Source organism: Escherichia sp. MOD1-EC4550 (genome assembly GCF_963876935.1).
GTDB classification, from domain to species: Bacteria; Pseudomonadota; Gammaproteobacteria; order Enterobacterales; family Enterobacteriaceae; genus Escherichia; species Escherichia coli_F.
Map to the genome: position 1 here is coordinate 102,526 of NZ_CAWNSE010000052.1, position 25,136 is coordinate 127,661.

General features: G+C 47.9%; 28 protein-coding genes. 9 read left to right on the forward strand and 19 right to left on the reverse strand.

Annotated elements, in window-relative coordinates; genetic code table 11:
- Positions 1-121: 121 nt before the first annotated feature.
- The gene (gene mppA / locus AACU19_RS21690; RefSeq protein ID WP_105278522.1) at positions 122-1,735 is read left to right on the forward strand and encodes a murein tripeptide ABC transporter substrate-binding protein MppA; all 1,614 of its coding nucleotides are present in this window, start codon (positions 122-124) and stop codon (positions 1,733-1,735) included.
- 45 nt (positions 1,736-1,780) lie between these two features.
- On the opposite strand, the gene ynaI is transcribed toward mppA, so the two are convergent.
- A complete protein-coding gene (gene ynaI / locus AACU19_RS21695) occupies positions 1,781-2,812 on the reverse strand; it encodes a low conductance mechanosensitive channel YnaI (protein ID WP_105278523.1) in 1,032 nt (343 codons plus the stop codon).
- 243 nt (positions 2,813-3,055) lie between these two features.
- Here ynaI and AACU19_RS21700 point away from each other — a divergent pair, with 243 nt between their 5' ends.
- Positions 3,056-3,313: a DUF2534 family protein gene (locus AACU19_RS21700; protein ID WP_000605090.1), complete on the forward strand. Its 258-nt coding sequence runs from the start codon at positions 3,056-3,058 to the stop codon at positions 3,311-3,313.
- Positions 3,314-3,363: 50 nt separating this feature from the next.
- On the opposite strand, the gene uspE is transcribed toward AACU19_RS21700, so the two are convergent.
- From uspE to abgA, 6 genes are all read right to left on the reverse strand, one after another.
- Positions 3,364-4,314 carry a universal stress protein UspE gene (gene uspE, locus AACU19_RS21705; RefSeq protein ID WP_001262123.1) on the reverse strand — a complete coding sequence of 317 codons (951 nt, stop codon included), beginning with the start codon at positions 4,312-4,314 and terminating at the stop codon, positions 3,364-3,366.
- A gap of 151 nt (positions 4,315-4,465) precedes the next feature.
- Complete coding sequence (gene fnr / locus AACU19_RS21710; protein WP_000611911.1) at positions 4,466-5,218, reverse strand: fumarate/nitrate reduction transcriptional regulator Fnr; 753 nt, start codon at positions 5,216-5,218, stop codon at positions 4,466-4,468.
- Positions 5,219-5,412: 194 nt separating this feature from the next.
- Positions 5,413-5,928 carry a methylated-DNA--[protein]-cysteine S-methyltransferase gene (gene ogt / locus AACU19_RS21715; protein WP_000944997.1) on the reverse strand — a complete coding sequence of 172 codons (516 nt, stop codon included), beginning with the start codon at positions 5,926-5,928 and terminating at the stop codon, positions 5,413-5,415.
- 10 nt (positions 5,929-5,938) lie between these two features.
- Complete coding sequence (abgT, locus tag AACU19_RS21720) at positions 5,939-7,465, reverse strand: p-aminobenzoyl-glutamate transporter (protein WP_000062976.1); 1,527 nt, start codon at positions 7,463-7,465, stop codon at positions 5,939-5,941.
- A 36-nt stretch (positions 7,466-7,501) separates the two neighbouring features.
- A complete protein-coding gene (gene abgB, locus AACU19_RS21725) occupies positions 7,502-8,947 on the reverse strand; it encodes a p-aminobenzoyl-glutamate hydrolase subunit AbgB (protein WP_001156423.1) in 1,446 nt (481 codons plus the stop codon).
- Entirely contained in the window at positions 8,947-10,257 is a 1,311-nt protein-coding gene (gene abgA / locus AACU19_RS21730; RefSeq protein ID WP_105278524.1) for a p-aminobenzoyl-glutamate hydrolase subunit AbgA, read from the reverse strand. The genes abgB and abgA overlap by 1 nt, the downstream gene beginning before the upstream one ends.
- 175 nt (positions 10,258-10,432) lie before the next feature.
- Here abgA and AACU19_RS21735 point away from each other — a divergent pair, with 175 nt between their 5' ends.
- Together AACU19_RS21735 and smrA are read left to right on the forward strand one after the other, a co-directional pair.
- Positions 10,433-11,341: a LysR family transcriptional regulator gene (locus AACU19_RS21735; RefSeq protein WP_000885452.1), complete on the forward strand. Its 909-nt coding sequence runs from the start codon at positions 10,433-10,435 to the stop codon at positions 11,339-11,341.
- A gap of 329 nt (positions 11,342-11,670) precedes the next feature.
- Positions 11,671-12,234, forward strand: a complete 564-nt coding sequence (gene smrA / locus AACU19_RS21740) for a DNA endonuclease SmrA (protein ID WP_001046832.1) — start codon at positions 11,671-11,673, stop codon at positions 12,232-12,234.
- Between the two features lie 20 nt (positions 12,235-12,254).
- On the opposite strand, the gene dgcM is transcribed toward smrA, so the two are convergent.
- Positions 12,255-13,487, reverse strand: coding sequence for a diguanylate cyclase DgcM (gene dgcM / locus AACU19_RS21745; RefSeq protein ID WP_001355263.1), 1,233 nt, complete (start codon positions 13,485-13,487; stop codon positions 12,255-12,257).
- A 193-nt stretch (positions 13,488-13,680) separates the two neighbouring features.
- Here dgcM and ydaN point away from each other — a divergent pair, with 193 nt between their 5' ends.
- The 4 genes from ydaN to dbpA all read left to right on the forward strand — a co-directional run bounded on the left by ydaN (position 13,681) and on the right by dbpA (position 16,577).
- The gene (gene ydaN, locus AACU19_RS21750) at positions 13,681-13,728 is read left to right on the forward strand and encodes a protein YnaN (protein WP_211180494.1); all 48 of its coding nucleotides are present in this window, start codon (positions 13,681-13,683) and stop codon (positions 13,726-13,728) included.
- A 13-nt stretch (positions 13,729-13,741) separates the two neighbouring features.
- Positions 13,742-14,725, forward strand: coding sequence for a zinc transporter ZntB (zntB, locus tag AACU19_RS21755; RefSeq protein ID WP_000387385.1), 984 nt, complete (start codon positions 13,742-13,744; stop codon positions 14,723-14,725).
- A 274-nt stretch (positions 14,726-14,999) separates the two neighbouring features.
- Positions 15,000-15,173, forward strand: coding sequence for a proline-rich small protein YnaL (gene ynaL / locus AACU19_RS21760; protein WP_001296046.1), 174 nt, complete (start codon positions 15,000-15,002; stop codon positions 15,171-15,173).
- A 30-nt stretch (positions 15,174-15,203) separates the two neighbouring features.
- The gene (dbpA, locus tag AACU19_RS21765) at positions 15,204-16,577 is read left to right on the forward strand and encodes an ATP-dependent RNA helicase DbpA (RefSeq protein WP_000123713.1); all 1,374 of its coding nucleotides are present in this window, start codon (positions 15,204-15,206) and stop codon (positions 16,575-16,577) included.
- 128 nt (positions 16,578-16,705) lie between these two features.
- Here dbpA and ttcA read toward each other — a convergent pair whose 3' ends face one another.
- The 10 genes from ttcA to kilR all read right to left on the reverse strand — a co-directional run bounded on the left by ttcA (position 16,706) and on the right by kilR (position 23,989).
- Positions 16,706-17,641 carry a tRNA 2-thiocytidine(32) synthetase TtcA gene (gene ttcA / locus AACU19_RS21770; protein ID WP_001157377.1) on the reverse strand — a complete coding sequence of 312 codons (936 nt, stop codon included), beginning with the start codon at positions 17,639-17,641 and terminating at the stop codon, positions 16,706-16,708.
- A 51-nt stretch (positions 17,642-17,692) separates the two neighbouring features.
- A complete protein-coding gene (locus tag AACU19_RS21775) occupies positions 17,693-18,928 on the reverse strand; it encodes a tyrosine-type recombinase/integrase (RefSeq protein ID WP_072147472.1) in 1,236 nt (411 codons plus the stop codon).
- Position 18,929: 1 nt separating this feature from the next.
- The gene (gene xisR / locus AACU19_RS21780; RefSeq protein ID WP_057697088.1) at positions 18,930-19,145 is read right to left on the reverse strand and encodes an excisionase XisR; all 216 of its coding nucleotides are present in this window, start codon (positions 19,143-19,145) and stop codon (positions 18,930-18,932) included.
- Positions 19,146-19,239: 94 nt separating this feature from the next.
- Positions 19,240-19,428, reverse strand: a complete 189-nt coding sequence (locus AACU19_RS21785; protein ID WP_089619309.1) for a DUF1187 family protein — start codon at positions 19,426-19,428, stop codon at positions 19,240-19,242.
- Entirely contained in the window at positions 19,421-19,615 is a 195-nt protein-coding gene (ralR, locus tag AACU19_RS21790) for a type I toxin-antitoxin system endodeoxyribonuclease toxin RalR (RefSeq protein WP_089553771.1), read from the reverse strand. The genes AACU19_RS21785 and ralR overlap by 8 nt, the downstream gene beginning before the upstream one ends.
- Positions 19,616-19,671: 56 nt before the next feature.
- Positions 19,672-20,502 (reverse strand): recombination protein RecT, encoded by an 831-nt coding sequence (gene recT, locus AACU19_RS21795; protein ID WP_089553749.1) that lies wholly within the window; start codon positions 20,500-20,502, stop codon positions 19,672-19,674.
- Positions 20,495-23,146: an exodeoxyribonuclease VIII gene (gene recE, locus AACU19_RS21800; RefSeq protein WP_105278525.1), complete on the reverse strand. Its 2,652-nt coding sequence runs from the start codon at positions 23,144-23,146 to the stop codon at positions 20,495-20,497. Before recE ends, recT begins: the two co-directional genes overlap by 8 nt.
- Before the next feature lie 101 nt (positions 23,147-23,247).
- On the reverse strand, positions 23,248-23,523 hold the full coding sequence (locus AACU19_RS21805) for a hypothetical protein (RefSeq protein ID WP_032218014.1): 276 nt from the start codon (positions 23,521-23,523) through the stop codon (positions 23,248-23,250).
- A gap of 74 nt (positions 23,524-23,597) precedes the next feature.
- On the reverse strand, positions 23,598-23,774 hold the full coding sequence (locus AACU19_RS21810) for a YdaE family protein (protein ID WP_032218016.1): 177 nt from the start codon (positions 23,772-23,774) through the stop codon (positions 23,598-23,600).
- On the reverse strand, positions 23,768-23,989 hold the full coding sequence (kilR, locus tag AACU19_RS21815; RefSeq protein ID WP_000560226.1) for a killing protein KilR: 222 nt from the start codon (positions 23,987-23,989) through the stop codon (positions 23,768-23,770). The genes AACU19_RS21810 and kilR overlap by 7 nt, the downstream gene beginning before the upstream one ends.
- A gap of 439 nt (positions 23,990-24,428) precedes the next feature.
- Here kilR and AACU19_RS21820 point away from each other — a divergent pair, with 439 nt between their 5' ends.
- Positions 24,429-24,917, forward strand: a complete 489-nt coding sequence (locus AACU19_RS21820; RefSeq protein ID WP_057697166.1) for a superinfection exclusion B family protein — start codon at positions 24,429-24,431, stop codon at positions 24,915-24,917.
- Here the strand turns inward: AACU19_RS21820 and AACU19_RS21825 are convergent.
- Complete coding sequence (locus tag AACU19_RS21825; protein WP_052318727.1) at positions 24,914-25,069, reverse strand: DUF1391 family protein; 156 nt, start codon at positions 25,067-25,069, stop codon at positions 24,914-24,916. The genes AACU19_RS21820 and AACU19_RS21825 overlap by 4 nt on opposite strands.
- Positions 25,070-25,136 lie beyond the last annotated feature (67 nt).

The following is a 25,136-nucleotide window of genomic DNA, read 5'->3' on the forward strand; positions in this document are numbered from 1 at the left end:
TCCTTTTCTTCAACGCTATGTTATCGATCTCGTATCACTTTTTTGCCGGAAGTTGTTTGCATTTCTTTAAGGCGAAACAAATAATTACGCATCAATTTTAATGTCGGTTAGAGGGAAACTTATGAAGCACTCTATTTCAGTCACGTGTTGTGCGCTGTTGGTCAGCAGCATTTCTCTTTCGTATGCTGCAGAAGTTCCGAGCGGCACAGTACTGGCAGAGAAGCAGGAGCTGGTGCGCCACATTAAAGATGAGCCTGCGTCGCTGGATCCCGCTAAAGCCGTGGGCCTGCCAGAGATTCAGGTCATTCGCGATCTTTTTGAAGGACTGGTGAATCAGAACGAGAAAGGGGAGATTGTCCCCGGCGTTGCGACTCAGTGGAAAAGTAATGACAACCGTATCTGGACTTTCACCCTGCGTGATAACGCAAAATGGGCGGATGGCACACCGGTAACGGCACAGGATTTTGTCTACAGCTGGCAACGTCTGGTTGACCCAAAAACGTTGTCGCCGTTTGCCTGGTTTGCCGCGCTGGCGGGAATCAACAACGCACAGGCGATTATTGATGGTAAAGCTACGCCTGATCAGCTAGGCGTCACCGCGGTTGATGCCCGTACTTTGAAAATCCAGCTTGATAAACCGTTGCCATGGTTTGTGAATTTAACAGCCAATTTTGCCTTCTTCCCGGTGCAAAAAGCTAACGTAGAAAGCGGGAAAGAGTGGACGAAACCCGGAAATCTGGTCGGCAATGGCGCTTATGTTCTTAAAGAGCGTGTAGTCAATGAAAAACTGGTCGTGGTGCCAAATACTCATTATTGGGATAACGCCAAAACGGTGTTGCAAAAAGTGACCTTCCTGCCAATTAATCAGGAATCCGCAGCCACTAAGCGTTATCTTGCGGGGGATATTGATATCACCGAATCCTTCCCGAAAAATATGTATCAGAAGCTGTTGAAGGATATTCCGGGGCAGGTTTATACACCGCCGCAGCTCGGGACCTATTATTATGCGTTTAACACGCAAAAAGGGCCGACGGCAGATCAGCGCGTTCGTCTGGCATTAAGTATGACGATAGATCGCCGCCTGATGACCGAAAAAGTGTTGGGGACGGGCGAAAAACCAGCGTGGCATTTTACGCCAGATGTTACTGCCGGATTCACGCCGGAGCCTTCGCCGTTTGAACAAATGAGTCAGGAAGAACTGAATGCGCAGGCAAAAACTTTGTTGAGCGCAGCCGGTTATGGTCCGCAAAAACCGCTGAAGCTGACGCTTTTGTATAATACTTCAGAAAACCATCAAAAAATTGCGATTGCTGTGGCATCGATGTGGAAAAAGAACCTTGGTGTAGATGTCAAACTGCAAAATCAGGAATGGAAAACCTATATCGATAGTCGTAATACAGGTAATTTTGATGTTATCCGCGCCTCGTGGGTGGGGGATTATAATGAACCCTCCACCTTCCTGACATTATTAACGTCAACGCATTCAGGGAACATTTCACGTTTTAACAACCCGGCCTACGACAAAGTTTTGGCCCAGGCATCGACGGAAAATACCGTTAAAGCGCGTAATGCCGATTACAACGCGGCAGAAAAAATCCTCATGGAGCAAGCACCGATTGCACCAATTTATCAATATACCAATGGACGATTAATCAAGCCGTGGCTGAAAGGTTATCCCATTAATAACCCAGAAGATGTGGCGTATAGCCGGACTATGTATATTGTGAAACATTGATGTGAACTGGCGTTACCCTTGTGGGTAACGCCAGTGATGTCTGAATTAACGACCCAGGTCTGGTGGTGTAATGTTATCCATATACAGCGTCTGGCTGGGAAAGGCAAAATCCGCGCCGTGTGACTGTACAATATCGATAATCTTCAAATAAACATCCTGCTGGGCGGCAAGCCATTCAGCCCATACCGTGGTTTTGGTAAAGCAATAAACCATAATATTCAATGACGAGTCAGCAAACTGGTTGAAATAAACCAGTAAGGTTTGTCGCTGGTCGATGGCCGGGTGATTTTTCAGCATCTCACGTACGGCTTCGACAATGGCTCCCACTTTTGCCGCATCCTCATAACGTAAACCGATTGTCGTGGTAATACGTCGGTTGGTCATTCGCCCCGGGTTTTCTACGCTGATAGACGAAAACAGCGAGTTCGGGACGTATAACGGACGATTATCAAAGGTCGTAATTTTGGTAATTCGCCAGCCAATTTCCGCTACTGTACCTTCGATATTTCTGTCCGGTGAACGGATCCAGTCGCCAATACTAAAAGGACGGTCGAAATAGAGCATAATCCCGGAAAAGAAGTTACTCAAAATATCTTTACCGGCCATACCGACAGCCAGACCACCAATACCACCAAAGGTCAACAAGCCAGAAAGGCTCATACCGAAATGTTCGCCATAAAGCAAAACAAGTACCACAATAATGGTGATTTTGATAATACGCGACATAATCCGCGCACTGGTGATATCGCGACCTTTTTTAATCTGCTGTTTTTCAAACTGATTTATCAGCAGAAATAGTTTAATCGTCAGAATAACCGCAATCAGGGACGTACAGATAAAATCGATAACGCCTGGGGTGATAAATTGGAGTTTGTAGTTTTCTATAACATAATTAATGATGCTACCAACAGCACTGATAATTATGGTGTAGATTAAAAATTGCACCGCATGGAATAAAAATCCTTTTCTTTTACGATTTCCGCGGCGAAACCAAAAGCTCATCAGAATCAATGCTGCGCAGCTACCGAAAATAATGACCAGATTAAGCGCATTATTTGTAAACAGTTCAGCGATCATTGTTTTATCAGGCTCCTCCAGATAATTGTCGTCATGCCGGAAACCCCTGGCGGGGCTATTTTACCGCGACAATTCATTCAGATCATCAATAGTCAGGGAAGGAAGTAGCAACATTAGCTAACTAATCAATGCGTTGATTGTAAATCCAGCTAAGAGGTGAGGTTTTCAGAGCAGACAACGGTGAAATGTCATGGTATTGTTACGGTTAGGTAACAAAAAATTTGTCTGCACAAGGATTACATCATGATCATGGCGAAACTGAAGTCAGCGAAAGGGAAGAAATTTCTCTTTGGTTTGTTGGCGGTTTTCATTATTGCGGCGTCGGTTGTGACTCGCGCGACCATCGGCGGCGTTATAGAACAGTACAATATTCCGCTGTCTGAGTGGACGACATCAATGTATGTGATTCAGTCATCGATGATTTTTGTTTATAGCCTGGTCTTTACTGTATTGCTGGCAATCCCGTTGGGCATTTATTTCCTTGGCGGCGAGGAGCAGTAATTAAAAAAATAGGCCCGATAAATCGGGCCTTGTCAGTTATTGAAGAGTCATTAATCGTCTTCTTCGTCATCCAGTTCAACGGGTGTTTGATACTGGTCAGGTTTAATGACCAGCAGGTCGCAGCGAAGATGATCAATCACCTGTTCCGCCGTGTTGCCGAGGAATGCTGCTGAAATACCGGTGCGTCCGACCGTACCCAGAACCACAATCCCCGCCTGTAAGTGCTCCGCCAAATCAGGAATCACCTCTTCTGGTAGGCCTTTTTCTACGTGCGTCATGTTTTCATTAATGCCGAATTTCTGCCGTAGGGCTTTCATTGCCAGCAAATGTTGCCCACGAATGGCATCGTTATAAACGCTCGGGTCAAATTCCGGCAGTTCAATTGCGATATTAATTGGCGTTACCGGATAAGCGCCAACCAGATGAACTTCGGTATGGTTGACTTGTTCCGCCAGTTCGATCGTCTCTTTAACCAGTTTTTCATTGAGCGCATTATGGTACGGCTCTTCACTGGCGAGATTCACCGCCACCAGCGCCTTACCCCCTTCCGGCCACGGCTGGTCTTTCACCATCCACACCGGGCTTGGGCATTTGCGTAACAGATGCCAGTCCGTTGGCGTAAAAATCACCGCTTCCAGACGGTCATGTTGGTGCGCCATTTTTAGCACCAAATCGTGTCCGCCGCTGATCACTTCCTGAATGATGGCTTCGAATGGACGGTTATGCCAGACCACTTTAATTTCAATGGGAACGCCAGCATTGAGATAATATTTTGCCTGCTCGTGGATCCAGGCTGTTCGCTGACTGATGACGCCCTGACGCATAGCGGTACGTTCGTCCGGGGAGAGCAGGGTGGTCATTTCGTATGAGAAGTCATAGATCGGCAAAAAGGCTTTAATTTTGCCACCAATCCGTTGATGTAAATAAACAGCTCGCCGCAATGCTGGTTGGTCGTCCTGGTTAGGATCGATAACAACGAGCATGTTCTGATACATAGCCATACAGGGTCTCCTTACAACAACTGTCAACGCAGTTTGTAATTAAAAGATTAACCCATATCTGGTGAATGAAACAGTGATGAACCTTCTGCCAGATCAATAAATCAGAAAAATTTAATGATATGACAGAAGGATAGTGAGTGATGCGGAAAAATCAGGCAACGTTACGCGTGTGACCAGCAAGCTGGGCCAGCGCATCGTTATTTTCGATGGTGATGTATTTACCTTTGACTGCCAGCATGCCGCTTTTCTGGAAGCGACCCAGCAGACGGCTGATGGTTTCTACCGTCAGGCCCAGATAGTTACCGATATCGCCACGAGTCATCGTCAGGCGGAATTCACGAGGGGAGAAGCCGCGTTGGGCAAAACGACGGGACAGGTTGTAGATGAATGCAGCCAGACGTTCCTCGGCATTTTTCTTCGACAACAGCAGGATCATGTCCTGATCGCCTTTGATTTCACCGCTCATCAGACGCATCATCTGCTGACGCAGATTCGGCATTTTACCGGACAAATCGTCCAGCGTTTCGAACGGAATTTCACATACCATCGAGGTTTCCAGCGCCTGCGCGAAGCTCGGGTGATGACCGCTGCCGATGGCATCAAATCCCACCAGGTCACCAGCTAAATGGAAACCAGTGATTTGCTCGTCGCCTTGCTCAGTAATGGTATAACTTTTAATCGTACCGGAGCGGATGGCATAAAGCGATTTAAGTTCATCACCAGCCTTAAACAGCGTCTGGCCTTTCTGAATAGGCTTCTTTCGCTCAATGATATTATCAAGCTGATCAAGCTCATGTTCGTTGAGTGTGAACGGGATGCAAAGCTGGCTGATGCTGCAATCCTGGCAATGGATAGCACAACCGCCAGACTGAATGCGCCGTATAATTCGCTTTTCCGGGATCATAGGTCTGCTCAAGCCGTAATTGATATTTGTCAATTTTAACATCTTTTTAGGGAGCAAGTAAGTCTAAGCAAACCTTAACAGCAGAGAATTCCGATATTAGATGTAAATATATGTCTATCTATTTGAAAACCCTTAAGTTGTTAAGGGTAACTTTACATAAAAGTGTGAACAAGCTGGCACAAATTGTATAAGGTTTACAGCAAAAGATAACCTTCGTGGCGTAATAACCACTCTTTTCGCTGAACTCCGCCTGCATATCCGGTCATGGTACCGTTTCTGCCAATGACCCGATGACAAGGCACAACAATGCTGATGGGATTCGATCCATTTGCCGCACCTACGGCACGCGCCGCGCCGGGGCGGCCCAATTGTTTAGCCAGTTGGCCGTAATGCATTACCTGCCCGCAGGGGATTGTGCGTAATGTTTTCCAGACTTCGCGCTGAAATGGCGTCCCCCCCGTGGCAGTGGGAAGCGTATCAATAATGCTAAGATTACCGGCAAAATATTCACGAAGCTTGTCGCTTAAACCACCTGGGTTGGTGGCAGAAATGCGTTCATAGCCTTCTTTGCGGTAATGGATGTCCAGCAGCTGCACCATGCGTTCGCTGTACTCTTCCCATTCAACCGCCCGCAAGTGAAATTGCTCATCGCAAATCACCCACAGTGGACCTAGTGGCGTGGCAATTTTTTCTTCAAGTAATCTCAGCATCCGTTCTCTCTTAAGACAAACGAGGGTAAATCCCCGGACCTATCGGCAGACCGACAAGATACCACGCCAGCAACATCAGCAGCCATACCACCAAAAAGATAAGTGGATAGGGCAAAACTAACGAATAGTAAGTACCCAGTTTCGCGTCTGGTTTGTAGCGTTGCAGGAATCCAAGAAACAGTGGAACAAAAGGAGATACCGGCGCTAAAGGCAATACGGATGAGTCGGCAATACGAAAGAGGATTTGCGCAAATGCCGGGTGAAAGCCAAGTAGCATAAACATCGGTACGAAAATGGGGGCCAGAATCGACCAGATTGCGGAACCGCTGGCGATAAACATGCATAAGAAAGAGGAAAGCAACGCCAGACCGACAAACGCCGGGATGCCGCTAAGCCCTGAACTTTCGAGTATATCGGTCAACCCCACAGCGATGAATTTCCCCATGTTGCTCCAGTTAAACATGGCGACAAACTGGGCGAGGGGAAAAACCATCACGATAAATCCCGCCATCTCTTTCATCGGTTCAATCATTAAATGCGGTAAATCCGCCTGACGTCGAATTGTGCGGGTAGCGATGCCATAAGCCAGCGAAACCACAAAGAAAAAGAGAATGATCAGTGGCACGATACCTTTAATAAAGGGGGATGGCATCACGGTGTGGTTGATCGGATCGCGCAATATACCGTTTACCGGGATCACCATCAGCGCAATCGCAGCAATAAAAAGTAGCGATACGACACCTGCTATGCGTAAACCAAAACGCTGACTTTCGGTCAATGTCTGCAGTTTCTCATCGCTGTTTCCCTGCCATTGACCTAACCGTGGCTCAATGATTTTGTCGGTTATCAGGCCGCCAACAACCGTCAGTACGACTACGGAGCTGGCCATAAAATACCAGTTATCAATTACACTGACGTGCATTTGCGGATTGAACGCAGCCGCAGCCTCCGTGCTGATCCCCGACAGCAACACGTCGGTTGTGACAATCAGTAAATTAGCCGTAAAGCCGCAACCGACGCCTGCAATGGCGGCCAGTAAACCTGCAACTGGATGCCTGCCCACCGCCAGAAAAATCAGCGCCCCCATCGGTGGCATGATCACTAACGCCGCATCGGAAGAAATGTGGCTGAAAAAAGCAATAAACAGCACCATATAACTGGCGTAGCGAGCATTCACATGCGATGCCATTTTAACCATCAACGCTGGCAGTAAGCCGACGCGCTCCGCCAGACCGGCACCTAAAACCAGCGCCAGGATCGCGCCTAGTGGGGCAAAACCGCTAAAGTTTTTAATCACATTGGGTAAAAACCAGTGTAATCCTTCCACACTGAGCAGGTTTTTCACGACCACTGGCGTACCATCGGTCGGGTTTTTCGCACTGACGCCAAAGGCCGACAAAATTGCCGTCGTCACCATGAGTACGATAATCAAATAGATAAAGAGCAAAAAAGGATGGGGAACCTTGTTACCAATTCTTTCGACCCAGCCATAGAGCTTCCCGGATTGGGAGGACGACGGTATGGATGACATACTCATGGGCATTCCTCGTTTGTTGTGTTTGCGTTGTTGTTGTTATTTTAAAGGTGACGGTGTCACGTTTTTCGGGATAGGGCAGTGATACGGTTGCGTGTCCGTAACTTGCTGATGCTCTTGTTGGCATTCTTGCAATAGCCCTGAATCAATGAAGAGATTAAGTGTGGTTGCTGCTATAGTTTTCGCCGCCAGCAGCATTCCTTTATGAGCAATAGACGTTCGCCCCTGGCTAACCAGTTGCCACGTATGTAGCGGTGTACCGACGGCGAAACAGGGGCTGAAACACTGGGCAACAGGCAGTTTCCAACTGACGTCGCCGACATCAGTTGATGCCGCAAGCACGTTATCGGTGGCGGCATATGGAGCGACTTCATTCGCCAGTACCGTTTCACGATGACGTAGTGCAAAAGCCTTGCCGTTTTCTCCACCGGTTGCGGCGATATTATTCAGACTGTTTTGCCGATCGTTGGGGGTGAGCGTAGCCTGAATTTGTTTCGCAAAAGCCAGTTCTTCGGATTTCCATTCAGGGGTTCCAAAATGGGACAGAGCCTGGTACATGGCCTTTTCTAAGGTGCGATTAGGGAGATAACTGGAACAGGCTTTGTCGAAGCGGCATTCAACCGTGGTTTCGGTCATCAATGCCGCACCTTCGGCGATTTTGGCTACCCGATCATAAATATGCTGCACGTCGGTCATTTCGGGGGCGCGGATAAGATAAAGCACTTCTGCCTGCGCCTGGACCACGTTGGGCGAGATCCCGCCGCTCTCTGTGATGGCATAGTGTACGCGCGCTTTTTCAATAATATGTTCGTTGAGGAAGTTGGTGCCAGTGGTCATCAACGTTACGGCATCAAGGGCGCTGCGTCCCAAATGAGGGGAATTTGCAGCATGTGCTGCGATCCCTTTAAAGCGCCATGATGCCTGAATGTTTGCCAGCGTGCGGGTATTGAACATACCGGCAAAGGCTTCCGGGTGCCAGGTGAGTGCCGCATCCACATCATCAAATACCCCCTCGCGGACCATGAACGTTTTACCCGAGCCGCCTTCTTCGCCAGGACAACCATAAAAGCGCACCGTGCCGCCTTGCCCATATTGTTCCAGCCATTTCTTGACGGCTATTGCTGCGGCAAAGGCGGCGGTTCCGAGCAAATTGTGTCCGCAACCGTGACCATTTTCACCGGGCGTCGCGGATGTAGGTTGCGCGCACCCTGCTTGCTGACTTAAACCTGCCAGGGCGTCATATTCCCCCAGCAGGGCGATAACCGGTTTGCCTTGACCAAACGAAGCAATAAAGGCATTTGGGATATTGCCTACGTTGCGGGTAACGGTGAAGCCTGCAGATTCCAGCGCCGAAGCCAGATGTTCCGCTGACCAGAACTCTTCAAAACGTGTTTCTGGATGATCCCAGATTTGATCAGCAATATCGGTATAACGTTGGCGATCGGCTTCAATCGCATCGTCGATAAAACGATAGATTTCCTGCATCAGATACCTCGCGTCCAGGGAAAATTAAGCGCGGTGCGCGCCAGCGTTTCGACGGTAATAGCGAGAACCTGCTCGTCAAAATCGAATTTTTCGTTGTGATGACCTGCCGCCAGCTGTGTGCCAAATACCATGTAGGAGGCTTGCCCTTGATGTCGCTGCACGCGGGCCATCATTAATGTGGCATCTTCGGAACCCGCAGGCGCTTCAACACGTTCAATGGCCTGATTGACCCCCGCGACCTGAGCCGCCTGGCTTTGTAACCATGCGACCCATTTCGGCGAAGGAGAACTGGCGGTAGCTGCACCCATCAGCCGAGTTTCAACGCCGACACCATACATGGCTGCTGCGCCCTGAATCGCTTGTTGTGCACGGTCAAAAACATATTGATTGATGACGTCGCTGACCCCTCGAGTTTCAACTTTCAGCAACGCCGAGGCAGGAACCACATTACGACCGCTTCCTGCCTGCATAACGCCCACGTTTACTCTGGAAGCCCCTTCGCTGTGCGGGGCGATTCCATGCAGCGCAAGAGTTGCTTGTGCTGCCGCCAGTAAGGCATTGTGACCGTCTTGTGGTTTTGCGCCTGCGTGAGCGGCGGTACCAGTGAAGTGCGCGTCAAATTTGGTTGTTGCCATAAAATTATCACTGCCGCACACCACGGTGCCCGCAGGTACGCCAGTGCCAATGTGCACGGCAGTAAAATAATCAACATCATCCACTACACCTGCATCGACCATCGCCCGCGCGCCACGCGTACCTTCCTCTGCAGGCTGAAAAATCAGTTTGATGACGCCGTGAAGTCCGGACTCGAACTGTTTAAGGGTGTGCGCCAGCCCAAGCCCAATAGCGGTATGTCCATCATGACCACAGGCATGCATCATTCCGGCGTTACATGACGCAAAACCGTCGCGGTAGGGGCGATGGCTGACATCCCGTTCTTCACTGAGATCCAGCGCGTCCATATCGACACGGAAAGCCATCACCGGACCGGGGCGACCGGTATCCAGGGTGGCGACGATGCCAGTGAAACCACCTTCAAAAGCCGCGATCCATTGTGCTAACGCACCTTGTTGAAGAGCGCGCTCGAATTCGCGCTGTAGAGTGAGTTCATCAGGTAGTCCCATCCGACTACTTTCATTAACGACTTCGCGGCCCAGCGCCAGTGAATAGCCGAGCTGGTGCAATTCTTCTGCAACAAGGGTGGCTGTGCGGAATTCCACCCAGCCAGACTCTGCATAGCGATGAAAATCACGTCGCCAGTGCGATAATTTTGGGGCAAGCGAATTAATAAATTGATTCAAAGACTCCATAACCTTTCCCGTCATCAGTAAAAAGTGTGACCCGGTTCACGTAGCGATAGTTTTTACTTATCACTAACTGATTTTTCACAGTTTTAACCGTTCATAAATTACCCTGACACAATCATCTGCATTAAAGTAGATGCCAGTTTCTTTGGTCTGATAAATAACGGTTATCGGTGGCGTCATGGCTTTTCAGGTAAAAATTCATCAAATTCGGGCTTTTGTTGAAGTGGCTCGTCAGGGGAGCATTCGCGGAGCGAGCCGCATGTTGAATATGTCGCAACCGGCACTGAGTAAATCTATTCAGGAGCTGGAAGAAGGGTTAGCGGCGCAACTCTTTTTTCGCCGTAGTAAAGGCGTGACGTTAACTGATGCCGGCGAAAGTTTTTATCAGCACGCCAGTCTTATTCTTGAAGAGCTGCGCGCAGCGCAAGAGGATATTCGCCAACGACAAGGGCAACTGGCAGGGCAAATTAATATCGGCATGGGGGCCAGTATTTCCCGCAGTCTGATGCCAGCTGTCATATCTCGTTTTCATCAGCAGCATCCGCAGGTAAAAGTACGCATTATGGAAGGGCAACTGGTGTCGATGATTAATGAATTGCGACAGGGAGAACTGGATTTCACCATCAATACCTATTATCAGGGACCCTACGACCACGAATTTACTTTTGAGAAATTACTGGAAAAGCAATTCGCGATCTTTTGCCGCCCGGGACATCCCGCCATTGGTGCCCGTTCGATCAAACAGTTACTGGACTACAGCTGGACAATGCCGACGCCACACGGCAGCTACTACAAACAGTTGAGTGAATTGCTTGACGATCAGGCGCAAACGCCACAGGTCGGCGTAGTCTGCGAGACGTTTTCAGCCTGTATCAGTCTGGTGGCAAAAAGCGATTTTCTCAGCATACTACCTGAAGAAATGGGCTGCGATCCCTTGCACGGACAGGGGCTGGTGATGTTGCCGGTTATCGAAATTTTACCGAAAGCGGCCTATTATTTGATTCAGCGGCGTGATAGTCGCCAGACACCACTGACCGCGTCATTAATCACGCAATTTCGGCGAGAATGCGGCTATCTGCAAAGTTAAAACTGCATAAAAAAATAGAGTCTGTCGACATCCGCCAGACTCTACAGTACACACAGCAGTGCATCCGCGTCTTAAATCCGGCATGGTCTCCTCTGCGCCGGTGACTGTGTTATAACGGTTTTAACCTTTAGTTGCCAATTTTCTTCAGTGACAGATTTCACGAAAATATAAGTTACATTATTAATATCGTGAATGAATAATCATGCATAAGCATTTTGCTTAAAATATCGGCAATATTTGGAACTTATTACTGGAATTTTGGGTAATACGTTGTTGGACCGACCCGGTCTGGTTATCATATCGCGCTCTTAATTGCGGGAGGATGTAACATGAACCTTGACGACAAATCGCTGTTTCTTGACGCCATGGAAGATGTCCAGCCGCTGAAACGTGCTACAGATGTCCACTGGCATCCAACGCGTAACCAACGTGCGCCGCAGCGTATCGACACGCTGCAACTTGATAATTTCCTCACCACCGGATTTCTCGACATCATTCCGCTAAGCCAGCCGCTGGAGTTTCGGCGGGAAGGGTTGCAACATGGGGTGCTGGATAAGCTGCGCAGTGGTAAATATCCGCAACAGGCGAGCCTGAATCTTTTGCGCCAGCCGGTGGAAGAGTGCCGCAAAATGGTGTTCAGTTTCATTCAACAAGCCCTGGCGGATGGTTTGCGTAATGTGCTGATTATTCATGGTAAAGGGCGGGAAGATAAATCGCATGCCAATATTGTCCGCAGCTATGTGGCGCGCTGGTTGACCGAATTTGATGATGTCCAGGCATATTGTACCGCGCTACCGCATCATGGCGGCAGCGGGGCGTGTTACGTCGCACTACGTAAAACGGCGCAGGCAAAGCAAGAAAACTGGGAGCGCCACGCTAAGCGCAGTCGTTGATCTCGAGACGCATCCGCGGCTTATGCCGCCAGCACGCGGTTGCGTCCATCATTTTTCGCCCGATACAAAGCATCATCAACGCGTTTAAACAGTTCATCGATGCTTTCATTTCCTTCGTGATGCGCCACACCAATGCTGACGGTAAAGCGTGGTAAGCCCGAAATACTCACTTTTGTCACGCTTACGCGGATAGTTTCAGCCAGCGAAAGCGCGGTATCCAGTGGGGTTCTTGGTAGCAATAAGACAAACTCTTCGCCTCCCCAACGAAACACCAAATCGCCTTTGCGGGCGCAACTTTCGAGAGTGCGGGCGAGGGCGCATAACACCTCATCACCTTTAGAATGCCCATAGAGATCGTTAATGTGTTTAAAACGATCGGTGTCGATGAGCAATAAGCTGTAATCCTGAGCGATGGCGAGGTGCTGCATTTGGCCTGGCTCGGTAATGTGATAAAACTGTCGCCGATTCAGTAATCCGGTCATCGCGTCATGGTGGGCAGCATGTTCCAGCTGCTCCTCCAGCCGTTTTTGCTCAGTAATATCATGCACAATACATAACATGAGCTTGTCGCCATAAATTTCAATCGGCCCAGCATAGGTCTGCACATGACGAGTCGAACCATCCGCCAGTTTATGAACAAAATTCAAAGGCTTATGACCACCGGGTAAATGCGAGATTTCATGCATGATAGGCATGACGCGACGCCCGAGCATATTAATTTCCCAGGTATGTTTCTGGCACATCGTTTCATGGTTATAACCATAGAAATTGAGCGCGGCGAGGTTAGCATCGACGATTTGGCCATCTCGTGAGGGGTCAATCAACAACATTGGTGCAGAGTTAGTCAGAAAAAAGCGCGCATAAAAACCTTGTTTTTTGCGCTGATAATTTGCCGAACGACTGGCTTTTAAACCCAGCGTTGCCGGCGCTTCGATACCTTCGAAAATAATCACCGGTTCTGCTTCTGTCAGCTCTCGCAAAACAAGCCGACAGCTTAATGCTGTTTCCTCTTCTTTACGTTGAACAGTGAGGATTTCGATAATATCGTGTTGGTTTTGCAGATCGGAGAGGTATTTCGGTAGTTCTTTTTGTGAGGAGACGGAATAGGGACCGGTTCGTAGCTGACTAAACGTGAGGTCTTGCATCAACAGTCGCGCCGCGCTGTTGGCATAAATTAACTGTTCCTCAAAGGGCGAAACGATCCAGACAGGACTGGTGAGTAAGTCCAGGGTATTGAAGTTGTGCGTAATCATTGAGATCCCGTTATTTTTATCAATTTTTGTTGCTATCCGATCGCAAAAAAGCCACGTCATATGATCAGATAATTCTGATAATGATAGACGCTATTTAACACTTCACACGGTTTGTATATGGAAAAGCATTTTGCTTTTTGTATTCAATTTAGACAGAATTTTATTAATCATTTCAGGGTAATGGGGTGATGAGATGTTGCGTAACAGGGCCAGAAGGCTAGACTACAAAATAATGCGTTGATGATGGAGGCACTGTGGAAGCGATTAAGGGATCGGACGTTAATGTCCCGGATGCAGTATTTGCCTGGATGCTGGATGGTAGAGGCGGCGTTAAACCGCTGGAAAATACAGATGTGATTGATGAAGCGCATCCCTGCTGGCTCCACCTTAATTATGTACACCATGATAGCGCCCAATGGCTGGCGACAACACCGCTGCTTCCCAATAACGTACGTGATGCGCTGGCGGGCGAGAGCACACGGCCCCGAGTCAGCCGTCTCGGTGAAGGTACGCTGATTACATTGCGCTGTATAAACGGCAGCACCGATGAGCGCCCCGACCAACTGGTCGCCATGCGTGTATATATGGACGGGCGGTTAATTGTTTCGACCCGACAACGCAAAGTGCTGGCGCTGGACGATGTGGTAAGCGATCTGGAAGAAGGCACTGGTCCGACCGATTGCGGGGGATGGCTGGTGGATGTGTGCGATGCGTTGACCGATCATTCCAGTGAATTTATTGAGCAGCTGCACGATAAAATTATCGACCTTGAAGATAATCTCCTCGATCAACAAATTCCACCGCGTGGATTTCTGGCGCTGCTGCGCAAACAATTAATTGTTATGCGTCGCTATATGGCACCGCAACGTGATGTTTATGCTCGTCTTGCCAGTGAGCGTCTGCCGTGGATGAATGATGATCAACGCCGCCGAATGCAGGATATTGCCGATCGCCTTGGGCGCGGCCTGGACGAAATTGACGCCTGTATAGCACGGACTGGCGTGATGGCGGATGAAATCGCTCAGGTGATGCAGGAAAATTTAGCCCGTCGCACCTATACAATGTCATTAATGGCAATGGTCTTTTTACCCAGTACGTTTCTGACCGGGTTATTTGGTGTCAACCTTGGTGGGATCCCAGGTGGCGGGTGGCAATTCGGATTTTCAATTTTTTGTATTCTGTTAGTCGTTCTTATTGGTGGTGTTGCTTTATGGTTGCATCGTAGTAAATGGTTGTAACAACAGCAATTTTCCCTACTATCTGTATACAAAAACGCCGCAAAGTTTGAGCGAAGTCAATAAACTCTCTACCCATTCAGGGCAATATCTCTCTTGCAGGTGAATGCAACGTCAAGCGATGGGCGTTGCGCTCCATATTGTCTTACTTCCTTTTTTGAATTACTGCATAGCACAATTGATTCGTACGACGCCGACTTTGATGAGTCGGCTTTTTTTTGCCTGTTATATATCAGCGTCTACCCTTTAAGAGTCCACCCAATGACCGGAGGGAAATATGACGACACTCATTTATTTGCAAATTCCTGTCCCTGAACCGATTCCTGGCGATCCTGTTCCAGTGCCCGATCCAATCCCTCGCCCGCAACCCATGCCTGACCCACCACCCGATGAAGAACCGATTAAATTGTCGCATCGTGAGCGTAGATCTGCGAGGATACGCGCTTGCTAATTTTTGCGTCGATGACCACGAGAACAGATTGTGACCGCTTTTTCTACCCTGAATGTTTTGCCTCCCGCCCAACTCACGAACCTTAATGAGTTGGGTTATTTAACTATGACGCCGGTGCAGGCCGCCGCGCTTCCGGCGATCCTTGCCGGAAAAGATGTTCGCGTGCAGGCGAAAACCGGCAGCGGCAAAACGGCGGCTTTTGGCCTCGGGCTGCTACAGAAAATTGATGCGTCGCTATTTCAGACCCAGGCTTTAGTGCTGTGCCCTACGCGTGAACTGGCGGATCAGGTGGCAGGTGAATTGCGTCGGCTGGCGCGTTTTCTGCCAAATACCAAAATTTTGACTTTGTGCGGTGGTCAACCGTTCGGTATGCAGCGTGATTCGTTGCAACATGCGCCGCATATTATCGTGGCAACCCCGGGGCGTTTGCTGGACCATCTGCAAAAAGGCACGGTATCACTGGATGCGTTGAATATGCTGGTGATGGATGAAGCCGATCGCATGCTGGATATGGGATTTAGCGATGCCATTGATGATGTTATCCGTTTTGCACCAGCATCTCGACAGACGCTTCTGTTTTCGGCAACCTGGCCGGAAGCCATCACCGCAATCAGCGGACGAGTTCAACGCGATCCATTGGCGATTGAAATTGACTCAACAGATGCTCTGCCTCCCATTGAACAACAATTTTATGAGACATCCAGCAAAGGCAAAATTCCGCTGTTGCAACGGTTATTAAGTTTGCATCAGCCATCCTCTTGCGTGGTGTTTTGCAATACCAAAAAAGATTGTCAGGCTGTCTGCGACGCGCTGAATGACATAGGGCAAAGTGCATTGTCGTTACATGGCGATCTGGAGCAACGTGACCGCGATCAGACCCTGGTACGTTTTGCTAACGGTAGCGCTCGTGTGCTGGTCGCGACGGATGTTGCTGCGCGTGGTCTTGATATTAAATCGCTTGAGCTGGTAGTGAACTTTGAACTGGCGTGGGACCCTGAAGTTCATGTACATCGCATCGGTCGTACAGCGCGTGCAGGAAATAGCGGTCTGGCGATCAGTTTCTGTGCCCCGGAAGAAGCACAGCGGGCCAATATCATTTCTGACATGTTGCAGATAAAACTTAACTGGCAAACGCCGCCAGTTAATAGTTCCATTGTGCCGCTGGAAGCAGAAATGGCAACGTTATGTATCGATGGCGGGAAAAAAGCCAAAATGCGCCCGGGTGATGTATTAGGTGCGCTGACAGGAGATATCGGGCTTGATGGCGCAGATATTGGCAAAATCGCCGTGCATCCGGCGCATGTCTATGTCGCGGTGCGTCAGGCTGTTGCTCATAAAGCATGGAAACAGTTACAGGGCGGGAAGATTAAAGGAAAAACGTGCCGGGTGCGGTTATTAAAATAATGAAATGTTGAATCGCAGGGTGCAAGAGTAAACATCTTCTTCGGGATTGCCGGATGCGACGCTGGCCGCGTCTTATCCGGCCTCCATAAGAGTAGCCCGATAAGCTTGCGCATCGGGCGCTATCCGGGTTATTTCACTTCAACCACATTCAGTCGTAACTCATCCAACTGATTTTCATCTTCTTCAGGCTGCCAACCCGCCGGTTGTAGAGGGATCTCTTCGCGATCAAACGCCAGATCACCCCCGTTAACCACTTCAGAACCGTGGGTAATGCCTTTGAAATCGAACAGGTTGGTATCGCACAGATGCGACGGCACCACATTCTGCATCGCGCTGAACATCGTCTCGATACGCCCCGGATAACGTTTATCCCAGTCACGCAACATGTCAGCAATCACCTGACGTTGCAGGTTAGGCTGTGAACCGCACAGGTTGCACGGAATAATCGGGAACGCTTTTGCATCGGCAAAGCGCTGAATATCTTTCTCGCGGCAGTAGGCCAGCGGACGAATCACAATATGTTTGCCATCATCGCTCATCAGTTTCGGAGGCATACCTTTCATCTTGCCGCCGTAGAACATATTTAAGAACAACGTTTGCAGGATATCGTCACGATGGTGACCCAGCGCGATCTTCGTCGCTCCCAGTTCCGTTGCGGTACGGTAAAGAATTCCGCGACGAAGACGAGAACACAGTGAGCAAGTGGTTTTGCCTTCAGGGATCTTCTCCTTCACGATACCGTAAGTGTTCTCTTCCACAATCTTGTATTCAACGCCCAGCTTTTCAAGATACTCGGGCAGAACGTGTTCCGGGAAGCCTGGTTGCTTCTGATCGAGGTTAACAGCCACCAGCGAAAAATTGATTGGCGCGCTTTGCTGCAAATTGCGCAGAATCTCCAGCATGGTATAGCTGTCTTTACCCCCGGAGAGGCAAACCATGATGCGATCGCCTTCTTCAATCATATTGAAGTCAGCAATGGCTTCGCCCACGTTACGACGCAGACGTTTTTGTAATTTGTTCAGGTTGTATATTTCTTTCTTCGTATTCTTTTGATTTTCTTGCATTATTTCAGTTCTCTGGTACTAAATGGGGCAAATTGGGGGCAAACTTTGCAACTACGATAACCGCGCATTCAACATGGCTACCTGTTCGTCGTTCATGTCATCAATCCACATACCGTAAATTTCATACACCATCTGCGCAGTTTCATGCCCCATCTGGCTGGCTATAAATGCCGGGTTCGCTCCTGCCGTCAACAGCCAGCAGGCAAAAGTATGTCGCGTATGGTACGGATTACGGCGGCGAATACCAGCACGTTTTACTGCTGCATTCCATCTCGCACCCAAACTGCTTACCGAGTAATAAGGTTTCTGTTTTCCGTTACACACTCTGGGCATGAAAACAAAATGCAGTTTTTGCTTTTCGGTTCTGCCGTACTCCCGATGGTAAAAAGTGATTTCGCCTTTGCGATGATGCCCGGTCAGTTTGTATTGCTCCTTCAGTGCTTCAAGAGCAGGCTGCAGTAGCGTTACTGTCCGGATCCCGGCATTTGTTTTTGGGGGACCGAACATATCAAGTATCGTCAGGTTTCTTCTGACATTCACTATTCCCTTCTCGAGATCCACATCCTCCCACGCCAGAGCTGCCAGTTCCCCGTGACGAAGTCCTGAGTAAACGGCAAATTTCCACAAGTTCTGGCTCTGTCCTTTTTCACTTTCCATTAATGCATTGAATTCTGTTTTAGATAACGGATCAGGCTTTATTCTGTTTCGCTGTAATTTTTTTACTCCTTCAAATGGTTTGGTTGATATAAATCCCGACTGATACGCAAAACGTAACAGCGAACAGAGCAGGGCGATATAGTTATCAACTGTGCGCACGGTTCTTCCTTTTTTGTTGGATCTTGGATTATCCAGGTAAAGCGTTTCTCCATGCAGCAGTTCGTTCCGGTAGTTTAGGATATCGCTATAACGAATATGTGATATCGGGGTACTTTCACAAATTATTATTCTGAGTGTTTTTAATTGTGATTTCGTTTTCTTCATTGTGTTTGTTGTTAACTCTGTCTCTTTAATTCTTATCCAGATATCACAAAGCTCCCCGAATGTTTTTATGACTCTGGTTGTCACCATTTTCGCCCCTGTACTGGACTGGGGAAAACGTCTTAAATACTCAAATTCGCCGGAGTTTATTTCATGAACTATCAAAGCTCTTAGATTCCCGGCCTTTTTAATGTTGCTGTTAGTTACCTCCCAGCCTTTCAATGTTTCCCGACATCGTTTTCCTCGAAACATGAACCAGATGCGGATATATTTACCTCGAATCTCAACACCTGTTGGTAATTTAGACATATCATGAGTCTTTGATAAACTGATTTATCTTTGGATAGTTGTACCAGATAATTCCGCGCTTACTGTCTGGCTTCCCTGAAGGAGATACTCGTTTGAAGTGGATGCCTTCCACCCAGCAGTTCTGACGGTATAGTTCAATTTGTCGGGCACCCAAACCAGTGCGAAGTGTCAGACCGTATTCAACCATCCACTCTTCATTAAAGATCACTTGTGCCATCGCATCACCTCTGGCAGGCGCCAATGTTAGACTGAAATTGACGCCCGATGTTGATTATTAATAATCAGCTATGAAGTTTTAATTTGAATGTAATTCACGAGGACTGAAGTTTCTCGCAATTATAATTCATCAGTTTTACTTTCTGCTCTCTGGAAACGCCTGCTTCTTTTTTCCCTGAGAGCATTTTTTCACATTCTGATTTGGTTAGTTTTGTTTTTGAGTATCTTGTCCAGTTGGTAGGCGAACCGCCTTCCTTTTCAATAGTGGCAGTAATTTTATACATGAACACCTCCATTATTATTTCCAATGGTTCGTTTATTCCATCTTTCGAGGGCAGCTTTTTCACTTCCTCCATAACCAGATCGTGATTCGCATCCATTGCATTTCACACGGTAATATCCTGAAATCCCTTTCACCGTTACTGATGGACAACCACAAAATGGGCATGGTTTAACGTCGTCATATCTCATATTTTTCTCGTAAAATATCTCACATAGGCGGCGCATTACGCCGCCAGGCTAGATTATTATTCTGAGCTATTTATTACGCTGTATTCACCGGGAATAACCGATATTTCATCCGGATTAATTGCCTTCACCTCTTTCTCATCCATCGATACCGCGCGCTGGATTTCGATGGATACTGGCAAATACTTGAACAGTTTTCGTATCACTGTTTTTTTGGCCATGTCTTCGAAGTGATCTGTCCAGATGGAACTCCTTCTTTTTTTCGCCGCACTTATCGCTGCTTTGCTGTGTGTGTCGCGAATTCTATCAATTTGCTTGCGAGTCATTACCTCAAACTGAACGCCACCATCTTTTAGTTTTGCGACAGCATAGGCATGGGTGATCGGAGCGTCTTCATTTTCTCCCGGACGATGTATTAACTTTTCATCAAGGCCAAATTCAAAACTAAACTCGTCACCTTCACGAACAACACGGGCTGACAGACTGGTGATTTGTCCAGAGCGGCGGGCAAGGTCGATCATGCCACGATAACCGATGATCAACTGCACGTTCTTCTTACCTGATTCTGCTTCTCCGTTGCCGAACGGTAACAGGTACGCATGACCGAGGGCGCTACCAGGCTCAAGCCCTAGCTGTGAACATTGTACGATTGCGCTGACAAAACTCATGGAGTCACATTCCCCTAACTCGGGAACTTTACGAATTTCTGTGGTGGCGATACGGATCATACGTTCAGGCGTCATATGGCGCGGAAGAGCTGCTGCCAGTATTGCTTTCATTGACGGTTTATTAATGCGGCTAATTACGTCATCATTTTTAGCTGCTGCTGGTGCTCGGTTTCCCTGAGTTTTTTGCAGATCGGCTTTTGCGATTGGTGGTTGCTTAGTCATTTGCATATTCCTTAGCCCAGCGGGGCAGTGATAACGTCTTAATAGCTGGCCATTCATCGGTATTGAGGCAGTCAGCCAGGGTTCGTAGATTGCGGTGATATTCCTGCTGGCCTGCCAGTTTTGCTTCTTCGCCCATCATGAAAATCTCAACCGGATAACGTCCGCATTCAACAGTTGTGCTGGCAACCAGAAAAACGAAAGTTGGCTGCACACCAAACTGTGCTTCATAACCGTCACTGTAGAAGGCATCCTGAACGTGATAGCGGTGGTCGTAATAAGCCGTTTTGAATCGTTGAATATCCGCTGTGGTTTTCACGTCCATGATCCAGTGAAATTCAGGAATAATTTTGTCCGGACGGCACCGACACAAAATTCCTGTTTCCGGATCTTCCCAGTAAATTGATGATTCAGCGTGTCCTGCGCTTTCAACAAGCCATTGCCCCAGCGGCAAAGCCATAACGCTTTGATACATGAGTTCAATTTTCCGGCCTTCTTCCGCAGTGATAACCGTTTTTCCTGTGCTTGCGCATTCCATCAGAAACGCTTTCTCTTCTTCTTTTCCGGCGTTTGTACGGCGGTTAAATTCAGGTGCTACGATAAAGCGGTTACTGAATTCTTCCGGTTCAAGTACCCGGCAGTGGAAAGCGGTTCCTAAATCGAGCGTTTTTGTCTTTGTAGTGTCCACGGGGGCATTTTTACGCCACAAATACAGTGCCGGAGTATCAGCAATGTCATCGAGCTGAGACTTACTGACACCGGGACCCGCGTGGTAATTCTCATTCGAAATTCCGTAATAAATACCTGGCTCTATGTCTTCTACGATTACGGGATCTGCGACTTCACCAGTTTCATCACTGCAATCGCGATGCGGATCGCTGCCAGCATTCTCATTGTGCGGATGTTCAGCGCCTTCCATTTCCTCCGGATCTTTTTCCTTAGCTTCAACCTGATTCTCTTCACCGAATGTTTCCTGGTATGTTGCGTCGCCCATCACCGCACCACAGTCAGGGCAGTTATCCCCGCCAGTCTGACCGCAGGCATTGCAGACTATTTCCGGTTCCTGTTGCACTACTGGCTCAGGTTGTTTCGCATCCGGGCTGATTTTTTCCGTTTCTGGCTGGTTCTGGTACACAGAATCGCGAGTCTGGATCCCCTTAACCCATTTCGGATCGTTCGGGTCGCTAATTCCGTCAACAAATTCACCACGTGATGCAGCAAGCAATTTATCGGCATCGACAGGATTTTTTGATGGAATGTTTTTCCGGGCTTCATGGAGTTCTGCCCGCAGTTCCTGATATTTCGCATCAACAGAATTTACCTGTGACTGAGCATCCAGCGGCTGCGTGTTCTGATGATGTTCAGTTGCATTCGGTTCCACTGTTTCAGCCGTTGCCTGTTCATCTGCCATTGCGCCAGATGGTTGTGGTTTTTCTTCATCGTCCTGTTTTCCTTCTTCTGTTACTCGCTGCGGCATCGGGGCCGAGGAGCGACCGCAGGCAATATCCACGATTTCCGGATCAGGGTTGGCATGATCGGTTTCAGTCAGTACTTTGTTCAGATATTCAGTGACGTGTGCGGGGATGACCTCGATCCCAATTGGTGCTTCTTTCACGGATGCAACCACGATGGCGCGGGAATAATCCAGCCCGCCAGGCATGGTGATGAATTTGTCGCGGAAAACAGAAAAGGGTGGTTTATTTTCAGCGATAATTTCCTCAATGCGTTTAGCGTGTGCCGGATGAAGGTTATAGATGTCCACGTCCATTGAACGGGCCAGTACGCCAGTGGCTACATCGCGCGCCAGTGACGTCAGATCGTGGACGAAACCTTCGCCGCGATCGGTGAGGTTCCCGCCGCCAGCATTAGCACCGGAAGCCGTGCGAGTGATGCGTGAAACACGATTCCCTTTTCGCCATTCTTTTGTCAGAAGACCGCGATCAATGTGTTCGGTATCCAGCCAGGCTGAAATGAAATTCTTAAATTCATAGGGCTGATGTTTTTTCGTGATAGAGAACACTGCCTTAATTGCATCAGTCAGGCGGAGCAGGGCGGCATTATCCAGAGTTGTCGGTTCTGCCATGCTGCGTATGGCCAACAGCAGATTCTGGACATAGCTGTTTTCCTGATCCATCTCAAGAGCAGTAATGTGTTTGCGTTGTTCACGGGTGGCATGGTGCAGGTATTTTCGATCCCCGGCTGCATACGTAAAAATGTGCAGAAGACGCTGCGTAAACCGCAAAGTGGCTACAGAGACTTCGCAATCCGGGCAATCCCCGTGAGCGCCTGCCAGTGTGTTTTCTTCCTGCCCTCCCGTCAGTTCTTCGGTTTCCTGGGCATTCTCCTGATGGTGAGCGTCGTCTGGTGCTGCTCCCGGTTTTAGTTCCCATGTCATGGAGTCTTTGCTGAGTTGATAGCGTTCACTCCAGGTAAAATCGATCTCACCTTCAGGGGGCAGGTCATTAACGACAGGAAAATTAGTGGCAACAGCTTTAAAATAGCTGCTCAGTTTTTTACCTGATTTGACGATCAGGTAGTCCAGAGTGGCGCAGGTCGATTCAAAATCGTCGCTTGCCCACAGGACGACGTCAGGTTCACCGGATGATTTTTTCGCTTTCCGTAACAGGAAGAGTGGTTTTGCGCTCATTGTTTTTTAACCTCAACTCAGATTAAAATTCGTTTTGTTCAGTGAATGATCTTGCCGGATACACACTGTTCATAGCCTGCGCCATACGCAGGCTATTTCTTTCAGATTTCACCTTTTAATTTCATTGCAATCAGCGTTGCCAGAAATGCGGCTTTTTTTTCTGCGGGCAGATTCTTACCAATGTGCACCAGACTCATTTTTTTGACACCTTCGTTAAGTGTTTTAACGTTGCCTGATGGACCATCGATATCAACCACAGTGAATGGGGTTTCTTTATTTTGTGTTTTAATCACGTGGCCAATGCGTTTTCCTTCCAGATAAACCTCGTGAACAATGTTATCAGTAGTAACAACAGTGGATTCATAATTGGCAATCATGTTTTTCTCCTTAATTAAGGTTGAGCGAATCCCTGCCATTGTTGGCATAAATTCAGTTTCGAGTAGTCAGTTAATTAAAGTTCGTGTGCCATCTGGTGTTTTTCGGCGCAACTTTCACTACAATATTTTTTCATTTCCGTCGTTGGGATAACTCCACGCATGAAATGAAGTGGTATTTTAATACTTTTGCTTTCTTGAATTTCTTTATTGCAAAGGTGGTAAGCACATTTGATTTTCTTAGCCATCACCATGATTCCGCTTTTACAGGTAAACCATCACGACCGAGGAAGACTTTAATCATGCAGTCAGAAATGCATGTTTTTGTAGTCAGGCTACGAATATAAAGTTTTCGCTTTTTAATATTGTTTGCCGAGGCGATATATGTCCGACCTTCATGAAGAACATAATCGCCAGGGGTTACACACTGACGTGGTATTTCATCAGTTCCGAAGTGATGTGCAATCATAATCATCTCCATTTTTTCAAATGAACTTTGTTGATGCGGTGCCTGGTGCCTCCAGGTGATGTTAACCAGTTAACAATTAACACCGGATACAAATACCCCCCCAAACTAATATAGAGTTTTTTAACTGTTCCGCGTGCGCTTAGCCGCATTCACCGCATCACAAAATTCACTTTAAAAAGGGCGGACATCAGTCGAACTTCAAGAAAAAACCGATGCCGCCAAAGACTACACACAGCAATGTCGTTATTCACAACCGGAGGCGCACTCCCACCATTTATATTTAACAGACAAGACCGACTCTTTATGGATACCGGAAATGCGCCTTCGTGTTGTGCCCGGTTTTATTTCACCACCTCCGGGCTTCGGTGGTCTCGGCTATACCCCTACAGCGAGAGCTTGTGTTAACATTTCAATACCCTTACAGTCGAGAGTTATTGAAATGTTGGATGTATTTACTCCATTGTTGAAACTTTTTGCTAACGAGCCACTCGAAAGACTTATGTACACGATTATCATTTTTGGCCTCACTCTCTGGCTGATACCGAAAGAGTTTGCTGTCGTATTTAATGCTTATACTGAAATACCCTGGCTCTTTCAGATTATAGGTTTTGCCTTTTCTTTCGTGGTTGCCATTTCCTTCTCAAGATTGCGAGCACATATTCAAAAACATTATTCATTGCTACCAGAGCAACGAGTATTGCTTCGTTTATCTGAGAAAGAAATCGCTGTATTTAAAGATTTCCTTAAAACAGGAAATCTTATTATCACTTCTCCTTGCCGTAACCCGGTTATGAAAAAATTAGAACGGAAGGGCATCATTCAACATCAGAGTGATGGCGCAAACTGTTCTTATTATCTCGTCACCGAAAAATACTCCCACTTTATGAAGTTATTCTGGAACAGTAGGAGCAGACGTTTTAATCGTTAGCTTACTGTGTACTTCTCCAACCAGCGACGCGCGCCAACTTCGGTTTTAAACGTTTTGCTTTTGGTATACGTCATGGCGGTGAACGTTCCATCCTGGTTGGGGAACACGCCACACACCAGGGATTCGTTGTTGCTAAGATCGATAGTATCCATGTTGACCTCATTTTCCCTTAACGCTGGGGGAATTGGCTTCATAGTTGCTCCGTATCGTGGAGCCTAC